A 17,334-nucleotide genomic window follows, 5' to 3' on the forward strand; every position below is an offset into this window, starting at 1 on the left:
ATGCCTACTCTGAAACCGACCCGCCTGAGCGCCGCGCTGGGCGGCATGCTGCTGACCGCCGCCGTGCATGCGACGCCGGTGTGGATCACCCTCGGCGACACGGCGTTCCGCCAGTTGCAACGCATCGACGCCAGCGCCACCGCGCAATACAGCACGACCCTCGACGCCGGCAAGACGGCCGACGGCGCCGCGCGCCGCGAAACCGTTCACGTCGTCGAAATCGACGATTCGCGACTCGGCGAGCTGGCCCACGCCGTCCACCATACGCGCGGCCACGGGCCCGGCTACGTCGTGCACGACTCGTTCGACGACGCGCGCCAGGCACTGCAGCCGTTGCCGCCGACGCTCGCGAAGCAGGCCACCGCCGTGTACAAGGTATCGAACGCGCCGCAGATCGGCACGTGGATCCAGCAACTGCAGGCCAGTAACATCGTCGGCACGATCACGTCGCTGTCCGGCTTCACGAACCGCTACTACACGACGTCGCACGGCGTCGCCGCGTCGGACTGGCTTGCATTGCAGTGGAAGCAGCTGGCGGGTTCGCGCACCGACATCACCGTCGAGCAGTTTACGCACACGGGCTTCCCGCAGAAATCCGTGATCCTGACGATCCGCGGCAGCGATCCGGCCGCGGGCACCATCGTGCTGGGCGGCCACCTCGATTCGACGGTCGGCCGCACGACGGAGAACACGCGCTCGCCCGGCGCGGACGACGATGCGTCGGGCATCGCGAGCCTGACCGAAGCGCTGCGCGTGCTGCTGGCGAACAACTACAAGCCGAAGCGGACGATCAAGTTCGTCGGGTACGCAGCCGAGGAAGCCGGGCTGCTCGGCTCGAAAGCGATCGCGAAGCAGTTCCGTACGCAAAATGCGAACGTGGTCGGCGTGCTGCAGCTCGACATGACGAACTACAAGGGCGATCCGAAGGACATCTACCTGATCACCGACTACACGAACGCGTCGCAGAACACCTACCTGACGAACCTGGCGAAGACCTACCTGCCGGAACTCGCGATCGGCACGTCGCAGTGCGGGTATGCGTGCTCGGATCATGCGTCGTGGAATGCGCAAGGGTATCCGGCGTCGTTCCCGTTCGAGGCCGACCAGAACGACAGTCCGTATATCCATACCGTGAACGACACGCTGGAGAATTCGGATCGCCAGGCGAATCATGCGCTGAAGTTCGGCAAGCTGGCGCTGGCGTATGCGGTCGATCTGGGCGGGAACGGCAGCGCGACCGTCAAGCGTTGACCCGGCCACGACCGGGTCCGGCGGAACGGGTGCGCGGCACGGGCGCGCCCGTTCGAAGCCGGGCGAGCCCGTTTGCCGTTCCGGCTAGAATCGTCATTCGTTCACTTCAGCAACACGGTGCAATGCCATGACCGATATCTCCCGCTCGTTCGGCGATCTCACGCCCGAACGCGTCACGACCGCGTTCGACCTGCCCGGCCACACGACCGTCCGCTCGCTGGGCGTCGCACAGGGCATCATCGTGCGCTCGCGCTCGATCGTCGGCTCGTTCGGCGCGTCGCTGCAAACCCTCTTCGGCGGCAACATCACGCTTTATACGTCGCTGTGCGAGAAGGCGCGCCAGCAAGCGTTCGACAAGATGCTCGGCGACGCGCGCAAGCTCGGCGCGAATGCGATCGTCGCGATGCGCTACGACTCGACGGAGATCGGGGCGGGCGTCACGGAAGTCATCTGCTACGGCACGGCCGTGCAGGTCGCACGCGACGCCGGCGCCTGACAGTCAACCGTTACGCGCCTGCCGCCCACACGATCGCGACGATCGAGCCGATCGCGAGCACCGCGCCGACGGTCTTGCGCCTGTTCAGTTCGGTCCACAGCAGCACGCCCGTCAGCGACAGCAGGATCAACGCCCCCGCGAGCGTATCGACGAGCAGCACCCAGCCGATACTCATCCCGACGCCCTTGTGCAGGTTCGTCAGCCACGCGAGCGTGCCGTTGCCGGTGCGCTTGAGCGTCATCGTGTCGCTGCCGACCCAGTAGTCGACCGCGACGCTCTCGCGCGGCGACGCGAACACGAGTTGCCAGTGCTCGGGCTGCACGGTCTCGCGGTCGCCCCACGCGACCGGATGTTCGGGCTCCTTCTGCACACGCCCCATGCGTTCCGGCAGATGCATATCCGGTTGCCCGCGCAACCATTGCGCGAGTGCTTGCGGCGACGCGGGTTCCGGGTCGGGCACGTCGAGCCGCAACGTCTCGACCTGCGGCGCGCCGGTCTGAATCCGCAGCGGCGGCGCGCGGTGATTCAGCAGGAACCCCGTCGACCCGAACAGCAAGCCGAGCGCGGCGCCCCACAGTCCGACCCAGCCGTGCACCTTGCGCAGCCATTTGATGAACATGCCGCGGCGCGATCGTGTGCCGCCTGAGCCGGCCGGACGCGCACCCGGCGCAGAGCGCGACGCGGGCGCCGCGTCGATTTCGATGGGATCGGCAACGCTCACGTTTCGCTCCAGATTCTCAAAAGATTGTGATAACAGCCGACGAGACTGCGGCACGCCTGCGTATCGGCGCCGCCGGCATTGAGCCGCTGGATCGCGGTGTCCATGTCGAACAGCAGCGCGCGCTGCGCATCGCTGCGCACGAGGCTCTGCACCCAGAAGAAGCTCGCGACGCGCACGCCGCGCGTGACCGGCGTGACCTGATGCAGGCTCGTCGCCGGATAGACGATCAGGTCGCCAGCCGGCAGCTTGACCTGCTGCACGCCATACGCATCCTCGATCACGAGTTCGCCGCCGTCGTATTCGTCGGGTGCGGACAGGAACAGCGTGACGGACACGTCGGTGCGCAGCTTCACGCCGTTCGGCAGCACGCGCACCGCGCCGTCGACGTGGCTGCCGAACGTCATTCCGCCTTCGTAGCGGTTGAACAGCGGCGGATAGACCTGGTTCGGCAGCGCCGCGCTGATGAACAGCGGATTGCGCTCGACCGCCGCGAGAATCACGTCGCCCAGCTCGCGCGCGACCGGCGAATGTTCGGCGATCTGCTGGTTGCGCTTGACCGGCGCGCCCGTGTAGCCGGCCGTCGCGCGGCCGTCGACCCACGCGTCGCCCGCACGATCGAGCCGGTCGCGCACCATGCGCACCTGTTCGGGCGTCAGCACGTTCGGGATGTGTACAAGCATCGTTCCACCTTTTTCATCGAATGCCGCGGCGGCGTGCGTATCGCTCAGAACCGGTAGTCGAGCGTCGCGAGGAACGTGCGCCCGACGCCCGGCACCGCGCGGCCGCCGTCCGACTGGATCAGCGCATCGTAATAGAACTTGTTGGTCAGGTTCAGCAGGTTCAGCCGCAGGTCCCACTGCTTCGCGTGATACGCAGCCGTCGCATCCCAGCGCGTATAGCCGCCCACCTGCACGTAGTCCGTGTTCGCCGCGTAGCGTCCCGACATGTACGTCGGACCGCCGCCGATTTCCCAGTGCGGCGTGAACGCATACGTCGTCCACAGCGTGAAGGTGTTGCGCGGCGTATTCGCGAGCGTCTTGCCCTGCGTGCCGTCGCGTGCGCTCAGGATTACGCCGTTCATGTACGTGTAGCTGCCGAACACCTGCCACTTCGGCGTGATGTGGCCCGTCACGCTCGCCTGGAAGCCGCGCACGCGAATATCGCCTTCGAGCAGGTATTCGCCCGTCGACGTCTGCGTGCGCGCGTTGCTCTTCTCTTGCTGGAACAGCGCCGACGTGACCGACAGGTTGTCGTTCAGCAGGTCCCACTTGCCGCCCACCTCGTATGACTTCGTGTGTTCGGGCGACAGGTTCTGCGTGTTGTTCGTGACCGTCAGCGTCTCGAGCGACGGGTTGAACGACGTGCCATACGAGAAGTAGTACGACTGCGATTCGGTCGGCTGGTAGATCACGCCGGCCCGCACGCTCGTGAAATAGTTCGTCTGCGACGCATAGCCGGGCGCGCTCACCGTGTTCGCGAGATGCGCCTGGAAGCGATCCCAGCGCAGCCCGCCGACGAATTTCCAGTCGCGGCCGATCGATACCGTGTCGTTCATGTACGCAGCGAGCGTCGTCGCGCCCGATTCGGCATGGTTGGCCGGCGTCTGCGTCGCGTTGGTGGCCGTCGACGCCAGATAGGCCGGATTGATCAGCGACAGGATCGGCAGGCCGCTGCGCGTGTACGCCTGGTTCGTGTAGCTGTCGTGGCCGACCTCGACACCTGCGATCAGGTCATGCTTCACGAACCCCGTGTCGAACTTGAAATGCGCCATCGTGTCGTTGTCGACCGAATGGTTCTCGATCACGCGATCGTGGCTCGCGAGCCGCACGTACAGCGCGGACATCGGCAACGACGTGTAGTTGCCGTTCGTCAGCGCGGTGCTGGACGACAGCGGCCCGGTCAGCACCGCGTTCGCCGCCGTCTCGCGCGCATCCGTCATCGAGTGCGAGAACGACGTGCGGTTGCTGATCGTCAGCGCATCGTTGACGCGATGGTCGATGCGCGCGGACACCGTCTGCACGTCCTGGATCGTGCGGTCGTCGGTGAGGCCGTAGAACGTGTGCTTCGACACCGGCGCCGGATGGCCGTTGACCGCGAGCACGCCGTAGTCCGGCATGTCGTAGTTGTGCTGGATCAGCGCGGACAGCGTGACCTCGGTCGGCGTGCCGATGCCGAAGCGCAGCTCCGGCGCGATCCCGTAGTCCTTGTTCTTCATCACGTCGCGGGTCGAGCCGAGCGACTGGCCGAACGCGTTGATGCGGAACGCCGACGTCGCACCGAGCGGCCGGTTCAGGTCGATGCTCGTGCGGTAGCGATCGTCGGTGCCGATCGTCGTCGACACCTCGGCCGACGGCTTCAGATTCGCCTTCTTCGATACCTGGTTGATCACGCCGCCCGTCGAGCCGCGCCCGAACAGCATCGACGACGGGCCGTACAGCACCTCGACCGAATCGAGATCGAACGTGTCGCGGTAGTACTGGTTGCGATCGCGGAAGCCGTCGAGATAGATGTCGTTCTGCGCGGTAAAGCCGCGCAGGTTGATGTTGTTGCCGATCTGCCCGCCCTCCGCGCCGCCGATCGTGATGCCCGGCGCATTGCGCAGCGCGTCCTGGAACGACGTGAGCCCCTGCGATTCCATCAAGGCCTTGTTGATCACCGTGACCGACTGCGGAATGTCGCGCAGCGCGGTCGGGGTTTTCGCGCCGACGGTCGAGCGTTCCGCCTGGAAGTCCTGATGCTCGGCCTGCCCCGACACGCTGATCGCCGGCAGCGTGTCGGGCGTGCGCACGGCGGGCTTTGCGTCGGCAACGGGGTTCGCGTCGACGGCGGGCGCGCCCTGAGCGAGCGCGGGCGAAACGATAGGCATGGCAAAGGCCAGCGCGAGCGCGCTCGCGAGCGGGGTCCTGTTCGGCATGGAAATCCAGTCGGGAAAACCGTCCGCGTGGACGCGCGATGGGGCGCGCACGAGGCACGGATACGTTGGCTGACTGGCCGTCCCGAATCAGGCTGAGGGCGGCGCTAGCTGGCTACGGTTGACGAGTGATCGACGGGCTTGCCCGACCGACCATGAAAATGAGAATCGATATCATTTCATGTATTTCCATTTGTTTCAATTTCAGAAACTTTGTCATACCAATGAATATCGTTTCGAAAAATTACAGAAGCCAATTTGTAATTTATTGAATGGATTTCGTAATTAAAGGCCAGCATTCTTCTGATGAGAAATGCCCGCAATCCCTTGAACAGTAAGCCATTGACGGATCAGGCACTTCCTTGACACGGCATTGCGGAACCGACCGGTTCGCGCGGGTTCCGAGGTGCCTGAATCGAGCCGATTCCAGCTTCGGACGATCCTTTTTATTAATCAGACAATTGATCGCACCGAGCAACGAAAGCCATTCGATTGAATATCGAATGGCATTTGAAATAATCTGACATGAAACAGCGTCGGCGTCGCTTCAACGCTCCCGCTCCAGCGAAGTCATGTTCCGCAGTTGCGGGAACAACCGCATCCACGTGAGCGCGACCAGGATCGTCGCGGTACCGCCGACGACGATCGCGGCCGGTGCGCCCCACCACGCGGCCGTCACGCCCGACTCGAATTCGCCGAGCTGGTTCGACGTGCCGATGAACAGCGAATTGACCGCACTCACGCGCCCGAGCATGTCGTCGGGCGTGCGCAGCTGCACGAGCGACAGCCGCACGACGACACTGACCACGTCCGATGCGCCGAGCGCCGCCAGCGCCACGAGCGACAGCGCGAAGTGCCGCGACAGCCCGAACACGATCGTCGCGATGCCGAACGCGATCACGCCGCCGAACATCGCGCGGCCCGGCCGCCCCTTCAGCGGAAATCGCGTCAGCCACAACGTGCCCGCGAGTGCGCCGACCGCGGGCGCCGCACGCAGCGCACCGAGCCCCCACGGCCCGACCTGCAGGATGTCGCGCGCGTAGATCGGCAACAACGCGGTCGCGCCGCCGAACAGCACCGCGAACAGGTCGAGCGACAGCGCGCCGAGAATCGCCGGCTCGCGCCGGATGAACGCGATGCCCGAAAACACCGAGCGCAGCGTGACCGGCTCGCGGGCGGGCGGCGCGCTGCGCAGCGGAATCGTTCCGCTCAGCACCGCCGCAATCGCGAATGCGACGACGCTCGTGCCGAACGCGGCGGGCGCGCCGACACCGTACAGCAGCCCGCCGAACGCGGGCCCGAGGATCTGCGCGGCCTGGTTCGCGGACGTCGACAGCGCGGTCGCGCGCGGCAGGTCGGTGCGCGGCACGACGGCCGGCAGCAGCGACGACACCGACGGCGACTCGAACGCACGCGCCGTGCCGACGATCGCCGCGAGCGCATACACGGCCGGCGCGGCCAGCCACCCTTGCGCGGCGCCGAGCAGGAACACGCCGGCAGCCAGCGCCTCGACGCCCTGGCAGATCGTCGCGATACGCCGGCGATCGTAGCGGTCGGCCACCTGCCCGACGACGAGCGTCAGCGCGAACATCGGCACGAACTGCGCGAGGCCGACGAGACCGAGTGCGAACGCGCTGTGCGTGAGCGCGTACACGTACCAGCCGATTGCAACCGACAGGATCTGGAAAGCCAGGGAAGACATCACGCGCGTGCCCCAGAAGCGCTGGAACGGGACGTGGCGGAACAGGTTGGCAGGTAGCGGGGATAAAGGACTGGGGTCGGGCACGGAGTCGGTCATCGAGGTCTCGGCGGTCGGCGCTGCGCGCCCGGACCGTTCGGGAAACGACCGCACACGCCGACGCGTGCGCGCGACAACGGTGCAGACGCGGCGAAATCGCGATGATATGCCAACCGCGGGAAACGGGCCGCGGGTGCGGGAACTGACGATTCCGGCGGCCGCGCCGATCGCGGCCGCCGGGTCGTAGTGCGGACACCTCATCTTCTGATGCAGGCAGGCGGGATACGCGTATCGGCCGGGCCCACGGCGATACCGAACAGGCGTTGGCCTCCCTGGGTGTCCTCGACTCTCCAGCCCTCGGCGCTCAACGCTTCCCGGATCCGGTCGGCTTGCGCCCAGTCCTTGTCCGCCCTCGCGCGCTCACGTTCACCGAGCAACACACGGACGTGTTCCGGAACGTCGAACGCAACCGGCCTCCAGTCGCGCAAACCGAGGCCAAGCACGGTGTCGAAGCTGTCCACGGTCGCCTTCAGGGTCGCGGGCGGCAGGTTGCTCCTGACCAGATCCCACAGCACCGCGAGCGCCCTGGGCAGGTTCAGGTCCTCGTTCACTTCGGCGTCGAATCGCGCGGCGAAATCCGCATCGACGCGCCCGCCGTCCGGCCAGCCGGCATGGAGGTGCCGAAGTCGATTCAGCGCGGTTTGCGCCGCATCGAGCGACGCCCATGTGAAATGCAGCTTGCTTCGATAATGGGCCGTCAGGCACAGGTAACGGTACGCGAGCGGATCGACATTCCGGCCCTGCAAGGTCTGCAGACGGACGAAGTCGCCGCTCGACTTCGACATCTTCGTCTCGGCATCGAGCGTCAGGAAGTGCCCGTGCATCCAGTAGTTCGCGAGCTGCGTGCCGTGGGCTGCCCGCGTCTGCGCGATCTCGTTGCTGTGATGCACGGCGATATGATCCTCGCCGCCGCAATGGATATCGAACAACGTCCCGAGATACTTCGCCGACATCGCCGAACATTCGATATGCCAGCCCGGAAAGCCGCGCCCCCACGGGCTGTCCCATTCCATTTGCCGCTTGACGCCGGCCGGGCTGAACTTCCACAACGCAAAATCCGTGATGCTCCGCTTCCCGCCCAGCGCAACCCGCTTGCCCGCCTGCAACCCTGCGCGGTCCAGCCGCGCGAGATAACCGTAGTCGTCCTGCCGACTGGTGTCGAAGTAGAGGCCATCGTCCGTCCGATACACGTAACCGGCCCGGTCGAGCGTGTCGATGAACGCGATCTGTTCGGCGATGTGATCCGTGGCGCGGCACCAGACCGTCGGCTCGAGCAGGTGGAGCGCGCGCCAGTCCCTGACGAACGCGTCGGTGTAGCGCCGGGCGATGGCCCACGCCGATTCGCCGGTCCGGCGGCTCCCCTTCTCCATCTTGTCTTCGCCTTCATCCGCATCCGAAGTCAGGTGGCCGACGTCGGTGATGTTGACGACGTGCCGGACCTCGTAGCCGTTGCGCTGCAATACGCGGCGCAGGAGATCCTCGAACACGTAGGTTCTCAGGTTGCCGATGTGGGCATCGTCGTAGACCGTGGGGCCGCAGCAGTACATGCCGACCTGCCCGGCCCGGATTGGCGTGAACGGGCGCACGGTACGCGACCAGGTGTCATACAGCGCAAGCGGCATCGAGTTTCTCCGTCCCGAAAGTGTCGGCCCAAAAGCAAAAAGGCCGCCTGTTTTGCATCACAGGCGGCCTGAAGGCGATTGCTTGAAAGTTTAGCGAGTTCGCTAGACGCAATGTCCCCCTGGCACGTTCTGACAACATGCACGGATCAGCGAGGAGAGGAACATGGCGCGATTAAGCATGGGGACGATGCTAGCGCCTATAGACGGCAATGGTCAATACCGTCGAACCGCCGTGTTCCCGGTGACGATCCCGGGGCGATGGCCGGGCGGCCGGCACCGGCCGAACGGATCGCACGCCCGCTCGCACCCATCAAAAAAAAAGCGCGAACCTCGGTTCGCGCCAAAGAGAGACCGCTCGCTGAAGACGTCGCCGCCCCACACCACCCCGCTTAGAACGAATGCCGCATCCCGATCCGCACGTCGGCCTGCGTCTGCGTCGTCGACGGCGTGAAGCTGTAGCCGACCACCGCGTCCACGCCTTGCGACGCGCGCAGGTAATCGCCGGAGATGTACACGTCCGTGCGCTTCGACAGCAGGTAATGCAGGCCCGCCGTGCCCTGGTTCCAGTGATGGCCTTCGAAGCGCGTGTGCTGGTAGCCGGCGATCAGGCTCAATGCCGGCGTGAACTGGTACAAGCCGCCGCCTTCATAGACCTGCATGTGCGACGACTGGCCGAAGCCCTTGATCGTCGTGTACGAGAAGTTGCCGTCGAGCGTCAGCTTGCCGATCGTGTAGCTCGTGCCGATGCCGAAGGTGCCCTGGCTGTCGACGTTCATCGGCGTGTTCGCAAACAGGTCGGTGCGTGCGCCGGTCGCCGGGTCGACGGTGACGGTCTGCTGGCCGAGGAACGTGTGCGTGCCGATCATCGCGTACGGGTCGAACGCGTAGATGCCGTTCGGGTTGTTCAGGCGCGTGTACGCGGCGCCGATCGAGAAGTCGCCCTTCGTGAAGCTCGCGCCCGCGCTCCATGCGCTGTTGCGATGGAAGTTGCCCGCGACGTTGCCGAACGAGTACATCGCGCCGAACTTGAAGCCGCTCAGGTCGTTCGACAGGAACTTCACCGAATTCGGCAGGCGGTCGCCGTTGAAGCGGTCGAAGTCGCCCTGGTGGATCGCGTAGCCGCTGCCCCATGCCGAGATGTTGTAGATCGACACGAGTTCGTTCGTGATGTCGAGCTGGTTGCCGAACGACAGCGTGCCCCAGTCGTTCTGCAGGCCGACGTATGCCTGCCGGCCGAATTCGGCGCCGCCGAAGCCGAGTTGCCCGTTGCCGAGACGGAAGCCGCTCTCGAGGGTGAACACGGCCTTCAGGCCGCCGCCGAGATCTTCCGTGCCCTTGAGGCCGAAGCGGTTGCCGTACGCGACGCCGTCGTCGAACTTGACCACGTGCGAACCGCCCGTGTTGTTCACGTACGTGATGCCCGCGTCGAGAATCCCGTACAGCGTCACACTGCTCTGCGCATGCCCGATGGCGGGAATGCAGGCCGCGCATGCAAGCGCGGCGGCTACGGCAACTTTCGTGTGCTTCATTATCGACCACCCTCCCTGAACCGTTCGATGGATAGAATCTCGTCCCGGCGCGTGCCGCGATGCGCCGGTGGATTCGAATTCGATACGCCTACTGGCTTCGGTATTTCGCTTTCCGCAATAACGCAGCCATTGGCGAAAAATACAAACCCATATTTCCCGTCACCCGTCTGAAGGCGACACTAAATGGTCACAATGCGACCGGTCGGGAAAACACGTAGACCGGCGGCGCGGTAAAACCGGCCGCCCGGAGGGAGGAAATCAGCGCCCGTCGAGGGCCGCGCGCACGGCCGGCAGGCCCGGTGCGCCGGTTGCCGTCGTCACGCCGTCCAGCCAGCCGGCGACCAGCGCCGGGTCGGCCTTCAGCGCATGCTGCGCCGCGAGCGCGGGCGACGTCTTGTGGTCGAGCATGTCGGCGATCATCCGGTTCTCGACGTCGACGGAGAACGTCATCTGCCGGAACAGGCGCGCGAGGTTCGCGCACTGGCCGGCAAAGCCCGGACGCGTCACCGTGTTGACCGTCGCGCCGCCGTAGTTCGGGCCGAAATACGCGTCGCCGCCCGACAGGTAGGTCAGGTGGAACTTGGTGTTCATCAGGTGCGGCTCCCACGCCAGAAATACGATCCAGCGCTTGTCGCGCACCGCCCGCTCGACCTGCGTGAGCATGCCCGTCTCGCTCGATTCGACGAGCGACCAGTTCGCCGGGCCGAGCGCATGGTCGGACAGCATCCGCTTGATGTTCTGGTTCGCGGGCGCGCCGGGCTCGATCCCGTAGATCTTGTCGCCGAAGCGGTCGGCATAGCGCGCGAGATCGGCGAACGTATGCACGCCGGCGGCCGCGACATAGTCGGGCACGGCCAGCGTGAACTTCGCACCGCTCAGGTTCGCGTGCAGCACGTCGATCGACTTCTCGTCGACGAACGGCTTCACGAGCGGCGCCTGCGCGGGCATCCAGTTGCCGAGGAACACGTCGACCTGCCCTTTCTTGAGCCCCTGGTACGTGATCGGCACCGACAGGTTCGCCACGTCCTGCCGGTAGCCGAGCGCCTTCAGCACGACGCCCGCCATCGCGTTCGTCGCATCGATGTCGGTCCAGCCGGGCGCCGCCATCTTCACGTCGCTGCACGTCTGCGGGTCGGCCGCGTGCGCGGCCTGCGTCGTCATCAGGCACGCGGCCGCGGCGAGCGCCGCGCCGATCCGGATTGCTGCATTGCATTGCCGTTCCATCGTCCGCTTCCTCCGTCGTTTGTCATGAGTCGCGATGCGGGACGCTCAGCGCCCGACACGCGGAAAGCGCGCCATCGCCTCGAGCGTGTCGAGCTCGATGTGGTTGCGCATGTAGCGCTGGCTCGCGTCGGTGAACGGCTGCCAGTCCCACGCCTGGATGCGGCCCTGCGTCGTCGCCGCGTAATGGAAGCGCCGGCGCCGCTGGCTCGCGCGCACCTGCCGGTCCAGTTCGGGCAGGTTCCAGCGCTGCGCGGCTTGTGCGCGGAACGCGGCGAGCACGTCGGCGGCTTCCGGCGTGCCGGCGAGGTTCGTCAGCTCGCGCGGATCGTCGGAGAGGTTGTAGAGCTGGTCGGGATCGGCCGGGCAATGCACGTACTTCCAGGCGCCGCTGCGGATCATCACGACCGGCGCGATCGCGCCTTCCGCCAGGTATTCGCCGAGCGCGACGTCGTGCGCCGGCGTGCCGTGCAGGTGCGGCACGAGGCTCGCGCCATCGACGGGGTCGGGCCAGCCGCCGGCCGGCGCGGCGCCGGCGAGGTCGACGAGCGTCGGCAGCAGGTCGACGTGCGACACGGGCCCGCGCACGCGCGCGGCGCCGAAGCGGCCCGGCGCATGGACGATCAGCGGCACGCGGCAGCCGCCCTCGAAGAACGTCATCTTGTACCAGAGCCCGCGTTCGCCGAGCATGTCGCCGTGGTCGGACGTGACGATCACGATGGTGTCGTCGGCGAATCCGCACTGTTCGAGCGCAGCCAGCACGCTGCCGAACTGCGCATCGACGTAGGACGTCGCGCCGTAGTAGGCGCGGCGCGCGGCGCGGATCTGCGCGTCGGTGGGCGGCGTGCGGTCGTTCTCGCAGACGAAGCGCAGCCGCTGCGAATGCGGGTCGCTTTCCGCCGCATCGAGCCGCACGGCCGGCAGGTCGATCTCGTCGTCGCTGTAGAGATCCCAGTATTCGCGCGTGATCGCATACGGGTCGTGCGGATGGGTCAGCGACACGACCATGCAGAACGGCCGCGCATCGTGCCCGGCCGCACGCTCGCGTGCGACGTCGTACAGCTTCTGCTTCGCGGCGAATGTCACCTCGTCGTCGAAATCGAGCTGGTTCGTGCGCACGCACGGGCCGGCCTCCAGCACCGAACTCATGTTGTGATACCAGCTCGGCCGCTCGGCCGGGCTGTCCCAGTCGGGCACCCAGCCGAAATCGGCCGGATAGATGTCGGTCGTGAGCCGCTCCTCGAAGCCGTGCAGCTGGTCGGGCCCGCAGAAATGCATCTTGCCGGACAGCATCGTCCGGTAGCCGCCCGCGCGCAGGTAGTGTGCGAACGTCAGCGTTTGCGCCGGCAATTCGGCGGCGTTATCGTAGGCGCCGATCCCCGACGGCAGCTTGCCCGTCAGCAGCGAGAAACGCGACGGCGCGCACAGCGGGCTCGCGCAATACGCGGCGTCGAACACCACGCCTTGCGCGGCGAGACGGTCCAGCGTCGGCGTGCGCGCGACGCGATTGCCGTAGGCCGGCAGCGCGAACGGCGTGAGCTGGTCGGCCATCAGGATCAGGATGTTGGGTGTCGGGTTCGTCATCGGCAGTCGTGGGGAAAACGGTGTTCGAGTGGAACGGCTCGCCGCTCGCGCAGCGAGACGTCCGGCATGACGGAAGCAGCCCGACGAAAGTGCCGCGCGGGCGTGCCTCGCTGGCTAGAATCACGGAATGCGTTGCACGGCGCCCGAGAAGCCGGCCGTGACGCACGCGTGCCGCACCGTCCGATGCACTATCGCCCGCCCGAATTCGCGCGGGTAGACGTCCGGCCCTTATGGGGCCATTAGAGAGACTTATGTCGAAATCCGAACCGTTACCGTCGATGCAGGCGCTGCGCGCGTTCGAATCGGCCGCCCGGCTCGCGAGCTTCACGGCCGCCGCGCGCGAGCTCGGCTCCACCCAGCCGGCCGTGAGCCAGCAGGTATTCCAGCTCGAGGCCGAACTGGGCGTGCCGCTGTTCGAGCGCAGCCCGCGCGGCGTCACGCTGACGGCCGACGGCCAGTGCCTGTACGAAGCCGTGCGGCTGAGCCTCGACACGTTGCGCGGCGCCACCGCGACACTGCGTGCGCGCCGCGAGCACGGCGCGCTCACGATCGTCACCGACTTCGGCTTTGCAACCTACTGGCTGATGCCGCGCCTGGCCGGGCTGAAGCGCGTGATGCCGGACGTCGACGTGCGCGTCGTCACGTCACAGGATTACGACGCGCAGCGCGACCATGGCGACATCGCGATCCTGTTCGGCGACGGCCACTGGCCGACGTGCACGGCTGCCCGCCTCTTTCCGGAATCGGTCACGCCCGTGTGCTCGCCCGCGTTCCGCGACGCGCACCCGCACGTCGCGCGAGCCGACCACCTGCTCGCGTTGCCGCTGCTGCACGTGCAGCCGACGCGCCCCGAGCGCTGGCTGTCGTGGTCCGGCTGGTTCGACGCACACGGCCTCGATACCGCGGCCGCCGCGCGCGGCGTGACCTTCAACAGCTACGCGCTCGTGATCCATGCGGCGCTGCTCGGCGAAGGCGTCGCGCTCGGCTGGTCGCCGCTCGTCGACGAACTCGTCGCGTCCGGTCAGCTCGTGAAGCTAGTCGACGCGCCGGTCGTCACGTCGCGCGGCTACTTCCTGGTGCGGCCGCCGCAGCGGCCCGAGCCGGACGCGACCCACGTGTTCCGGCGCTGGCTGCTCGACGCGTGCTCGCCGGCCTGAACCGCCGCCCTGCCGGTCAGCAGCGATCCGCCTGACGCCCGCCGGGCCGGGCGCGCCCGCCCGGCCGCACTGGCGCGCCGATACCAGCCACACGGCGGGTTGGTTCTATCCGTACCAAAATCGTCCTGATTTACTTGAGCCTCCTGCTACCCGCGTAGCCTGGCGCCCGGTGCGCCGCCGCGCGGGTTCGCGCCCCATGACATCCGAGGAATCCCATGACCGCCGACTCACGCCCCGATCAATTCGTCTTGACGCTGTCGTGCCCAAGCGCGGCCGGCCAGGTCGCCGCCGTCGTCGGCTTTCTCGAGCGCCATCGCTGCTACGTCGATGCGCTGAACGTGTTCGACGACGATCTCAGCAACCACTTCTTCGTGCGCTGCGTGTTTCATCCGACGGATGAATCGCTGCAGATCGACGCGCTGCGCCACGAGTTCGGGCCGATCGCGGCCGAGCTCGGCGGCCACGACGGCAATACGCAGTGGGCAATCCACGACGTGAACGCACGGCCGAAGGTGCTGATCATGGTGTCGAAGCTCGAGCACTGCCTCGCGGACCTGCTGTTCCGCTGGCGGATGGGCGAGCTGAAGATGGACATCGTCGGCATCGTGTCGAACCATCCCGACTTCGAGCCGCTCGCCGCGCAGCACGGGCTGCCGTTCCGCCACTTCCCGATCACGGCCGATACGAAGGCGCAGCAGGAAGCGCATTGGCTCGACTTCTTCGAGTCGAGCGGCGCCGAGCTCGTGATCCTCGCGCGCTACATGCAGGTGCTGTCGCAGGAGACGAGCGCGAAGCTCGCGAACCGCGCGATCAACATCCATCATTCGTTCCTGCCCGGCTTCAAGGGCGCGAAGCCGTATCACCAGGCGCATGCGCGCGGCGTGAAGCTGATCGGCGCGACCGCGCACTTCGTCACCGACGATCTCGACGAAGGCCCGATCATCGAGCAGGTCGTCGAACGCGTCGATCATGCGCTGCGGCCCGAGCAGTTGCTCGCGGTGGGGCGCGATGTCGAATCGCTGACGCTCGCGCGTGCGGTGAAGGCGTTTATCGAGCGGCGCGTGTTTCTGAACGGGGATCGGACGGTGGTGTTTCCGTAAGCGCATCGCGCTTTCATCGCGTTCCTTCCGCGCGCAACATACAAAAAAACCGACCGGCACTCGCCGGTCGGTTTTTTATCGCTTGCAGTTCGACGCTGCGCGCGACGGCTCCGGGTGCGGCGTCCGGATTCGTCGCGCGCAGCGCGTGCCGCAGTCAGACGCTTACTTCACCCAAGCAAAGTAATACGACAACCAGATCGTCAGCCCCGCACCAACCAGCGCCGCGTAAGGCAGCAGATTCAGCCACATCGCGCGCTTCGGCACTTCGAGCTCCATGTCGCGCTGCATCTGCGCAGGGAAGCGGCCGCGATCCTGCCAGTAGTGGCGGAACAGGAACACCGGCACGATCAGCAGCATCGCGATCAGCCCGTTGCGCAGCGTGCCCTCACCCTGCAGGTTCGCACCCGCGCCGACATACACCAGGTTCGCGTAGCCGCAGATCGAGCCGGCGACGAGCAGCCACGTCGGGCAGCGGAACGGCCGATCCCAGTTGCCGCGATCCATCCGGTGGATCCAGCCCGACTGGAGATTCAGGAATACGAACAGCATGTAGCAGACGTTCGAGATCGACAGCACCGTCATGTAGTCCGACATCATCAGCAACACGAGGTTGAAGCCGAGATCGGTCCACATCGCACGCGTGGGCGAGCCGTGCTCGTTCACGTGCGACAGGTACTTCGGCAGCCAGCCGTCGACCGACGCCTGATACAGCGTGCGCGACGAACCCATCATCGACGTCATCACGATCAGCAGGATCGACAGCATCAGCATCACGACGACCGCATTCGCAACCCATGCACCGCCGCCGACGATCTTCGCCATCGCGGCCGCGACGCCGGTGCCGTCGCCGATCGACGGATCGAGCATCGCCTGCGTGCCGAGCGCGCCCTGGAACGCCATCGGCACGAGCGTCATCACGACGAGACACAGTGCGCCCGACCAGAAGATCGCCTTGGCCGTATCGCGACGCGGATCGCGGAACTCGCGCGTGTAGCAGACGGCCGTCTCGAAGCCGTACGACGCCCAGCCGGCCATGAACATCGCACCGAGCGCCATCGTGACGCCCTGCCCGTTCCACGTGCCGAACGTGGCGGTCGTGAGATTGCCGTGCGCGTCGTGACCGAGCGGCAGCAGCGGGAGCAGGTTCGACATCGGCACGTCGCCCGTGACGAACGGCACGATGCCGACGATCAGCAGCGGCGCGAGCGATGCGATGCCGAGAATGCGCTGTGTGCGCGCAGCCTTCGATGCACCGCTGTGCTGAAGCTTGAACGTGATGAGAAGCAGGATCGTCGCGATGATAAACGTCGCATTGATCCGCAGGGACAGACCCGGCTTGATGAACCCGAGATCCGCAACCTTGAGCTGCCAGTGCAGCACCGCCGCGTCGGCGGGAAAGAGACTCGTGAGCGCATAGCTCGCTGCGAGGCCGCAACCGAGCGCGAGCATCGGCGACCACGCGAGCCAGTTGCACCACACGGAAACCGGGGCGATCAGCTTGCTGTATCGGACCCAGCCGATCGCGCCATACACGGACGCGCCGCCCGATTTATGGGGAAATAGCCCGGATATTTCCGCATAAGTCGCGCTTTGAATCAGCCCCATCGTGATCGCGGCGATCCAGATCGCCCACGCGGGCTGGCCGATCGTCGCGCATACGCCGCCGATCGTGAACAGCACGCCTGCCGGCACGCCGCTCGTTACCCAAAAAGCGTCTTTCCAGGTCAGGCCACGATGCAGCGTGTGGCCCGTCGAATCATGTGAGATGGTTGCCTCAACATCACTGGTGCTGTTCGCACGCAGTCCTGTCTGACTCATCCAATTCCTCCTCTCGAGCAGCGTTAGCGCTTCAGCGCTTACTCTGGTCCGATGCAAAGCAGATGACTCCGCACAAGGGCGCCAGTGTAACAACTTACGCACTTTTTTGCAGAATCAAAAAAATAA

The 17,334-nt window shown here is 66.2% G+C and carries 13 protein-coding genes; 4 read left to right on the plus strand and 9 right to left on the minus strand.

What is annotated here, in order from left to right; all coding sequences use genetic code 11:
- Both G3N64_RS14870 and G3N64_RS14875 read left to right on the plus strand, forming a co-directional pair.
- A complete protein-coding gene (locus G3N64_RS14870) occupies positions 1-1,251 on the plus strand; it encodes a M20/M25/M40 family metallo-hydrolase (RefSeq protein WP_205784636.1) in 1,251 nt (416 codons plus the stop codon).
- Positions 1,252-1,378: 127 nt separating this feature from the next.
- Positions 1,379-1,747 carry a YbjQ family protein gene (locus tag G3N64_RS14875; protein ID WP_205784637.1) on the plus strand — a complete coding sequence of 123 codons (369 nt, stop codon included), beginning with the start codon at positions 1,379-1,381 and terminating at the stop codon, positions 1,745-1,747.
- A 10-nt stretch (positions 1,748-1,757) separates the two neighbouring features.
- On the opposite strand, the gene G3N64_RS14880 is transcribed toward G3N64_RS14875, so the two are convergent.
- The 8 genes from G3N64_RS14880 to betC all read right to left on the minus strand — a co-directional run bounded on the left by G3N64_RS14880 (position 1,758) and on the right by betC (position 13,133).
- Positions 1,758-2,468 carry a PepSY-associated TM helix domain-containing protein gene (locus G3N64_RS14880; protein WP_205784638.1) on the minus strand — a complete coding sequence of 237 codons (711 nt, stop codon included), beginning with the start codon at positions 2,466-2,468 and terminating at the stop codon, positions 1,758-1,760.
- Entirely contained in the window at positions 2,465-3,148 is a 684-nt protein-coding gene (locus G3N64_RS14885) for a Fe2+-dependent dioxygenase (protein ID WP_205784639.1), read from the minus strand. Before G3N64_RS14885 ends, G3N64_RS14880 begins: the two co-directional genes overlap by 4 nt.
- Before the next feature lie 44 nt (positions 3,149-3,192).
- Positions 3,193-5,382, minus strand: coding sequence for a TonB-dependent siderophore receptor (locus G3N64_RS14890; protein WP_205784640.1), 2,190 nt, complete (start codon positions 5,380-5,382; stop codon positions 3,193-3,195).
- Positions 5,383-5,926: 544 nt separating this feature from the next.
- Positions 5,927-7,177, minus strand: a complete 1,251-nt coding sequence (locus G3N64_RS14895; RefSeq protein WP_205784641.1) for an MFS transporter — start codon at positions 7,175-7,177, stop codon at positions 5,927-5,929.
- Positions 7,178-7,374: 197 nt separating this feature from the next.
- Complete coding sequence (gene cysS, locus G3N64_RS14900) at positions 7,375-8,799, minus strand: cysteine--tRNA ligase (protein WP_205784642.1); 1,425 nt, start codon at positions 8,797-8,799, stop codon at positions 7,375-7,377.
- A gap of 389 nt (positions 8,800-9,188) precedes the next feature.
- Positions 9,189-10,328 carry a porin gene (locus tag G3N64_RS14905; RefSeq protein ID WP_205784643.1) on the minus strand — a complete coding sequence of 380 codons (1,140 nt, stop codon included), beginning with the start codon at positions 10,326-10,328 and terminating at the stop codon, positions 9,189-9,191.
- A 258-nt stretch (positions 10,329-10,586) separates the two neighbouring features.
- Positions 10,587-11,552, minus strand: a complete 966-nt coding sequence (gene choX / locus G3N64_RS14910; RefSeq protein WP_205784644.1) for a choline ABC transporter substrate-binding protein — start codon at positions 11,550-11,552, stop codon at positions 10,587-10,589.
- 45 nt (positions 11,553-11,597) lie between these two features.
- Positions 11,598-13,133: a choline-sulfatase gene (betC, locus tag G3N64_RS14915; protein ID WP_205784645.1), complete on the minus strand. Its 1,536-nt coding sequence runs from the start codon at positions 13,131-13,133 to the stop codon at positions 11,598-11,600.
- Between the two features lie 251 nt (positions 13,134-13,384).
- Between betC and G3N64_RS14920 the strand changes: the two genes are divergently transcribed.
- Together G3N64_RS14920 and purU are read left to right on the plus strand one after the other, a co-directional pair.
- Entirely contained in the window at positions 13,385-14,290 is a 906-nt protein-coding gene (locus G3N64_RS14920) for a LysR family transcriptional regulator (protein ID WP_205784646.1), read from the plus strand.
- A 215-nt stretch (positions 14,291-14,505) separates the two neighbouring features.
- Complete coding sequence (purU, locus tag G3N64_RS14925; RefSeq protein ID WP_205784647.1) at positions 14,506-15,390, plus strand: formyltetrahydrofolate deformylase; 885 nt, start codon at positions 14,506-14,508, stop codon at positions 15,388-15,390.
- A 162-nt stretch (positions 15,391-15,552) separates the two neighbouring features.
- Here the strand turns inward: purU and G3N64_RS14930 are convergent, their stop codons facing one another.
- Entirely contained in the window at positions 15,553-17,208 is a 1,656-nt protein-coding gene (locus tag G3N64_RS14930) for an APC family permease (RefSeq protein WP_205784648.1), read from the minus strand.
- Positions 17,209-17,334: the final 126 nt, after the last annotated feature.

Source organism: Burkholderia sp. Ac-20344, assembly GCF_017104975.1.
Classification (GTDB): domain Bacteria; phylum Pseudomonadota; class Gammaproteobacteria; order Burkholderiales; family Burkholderiaceae; genus Burkholderia.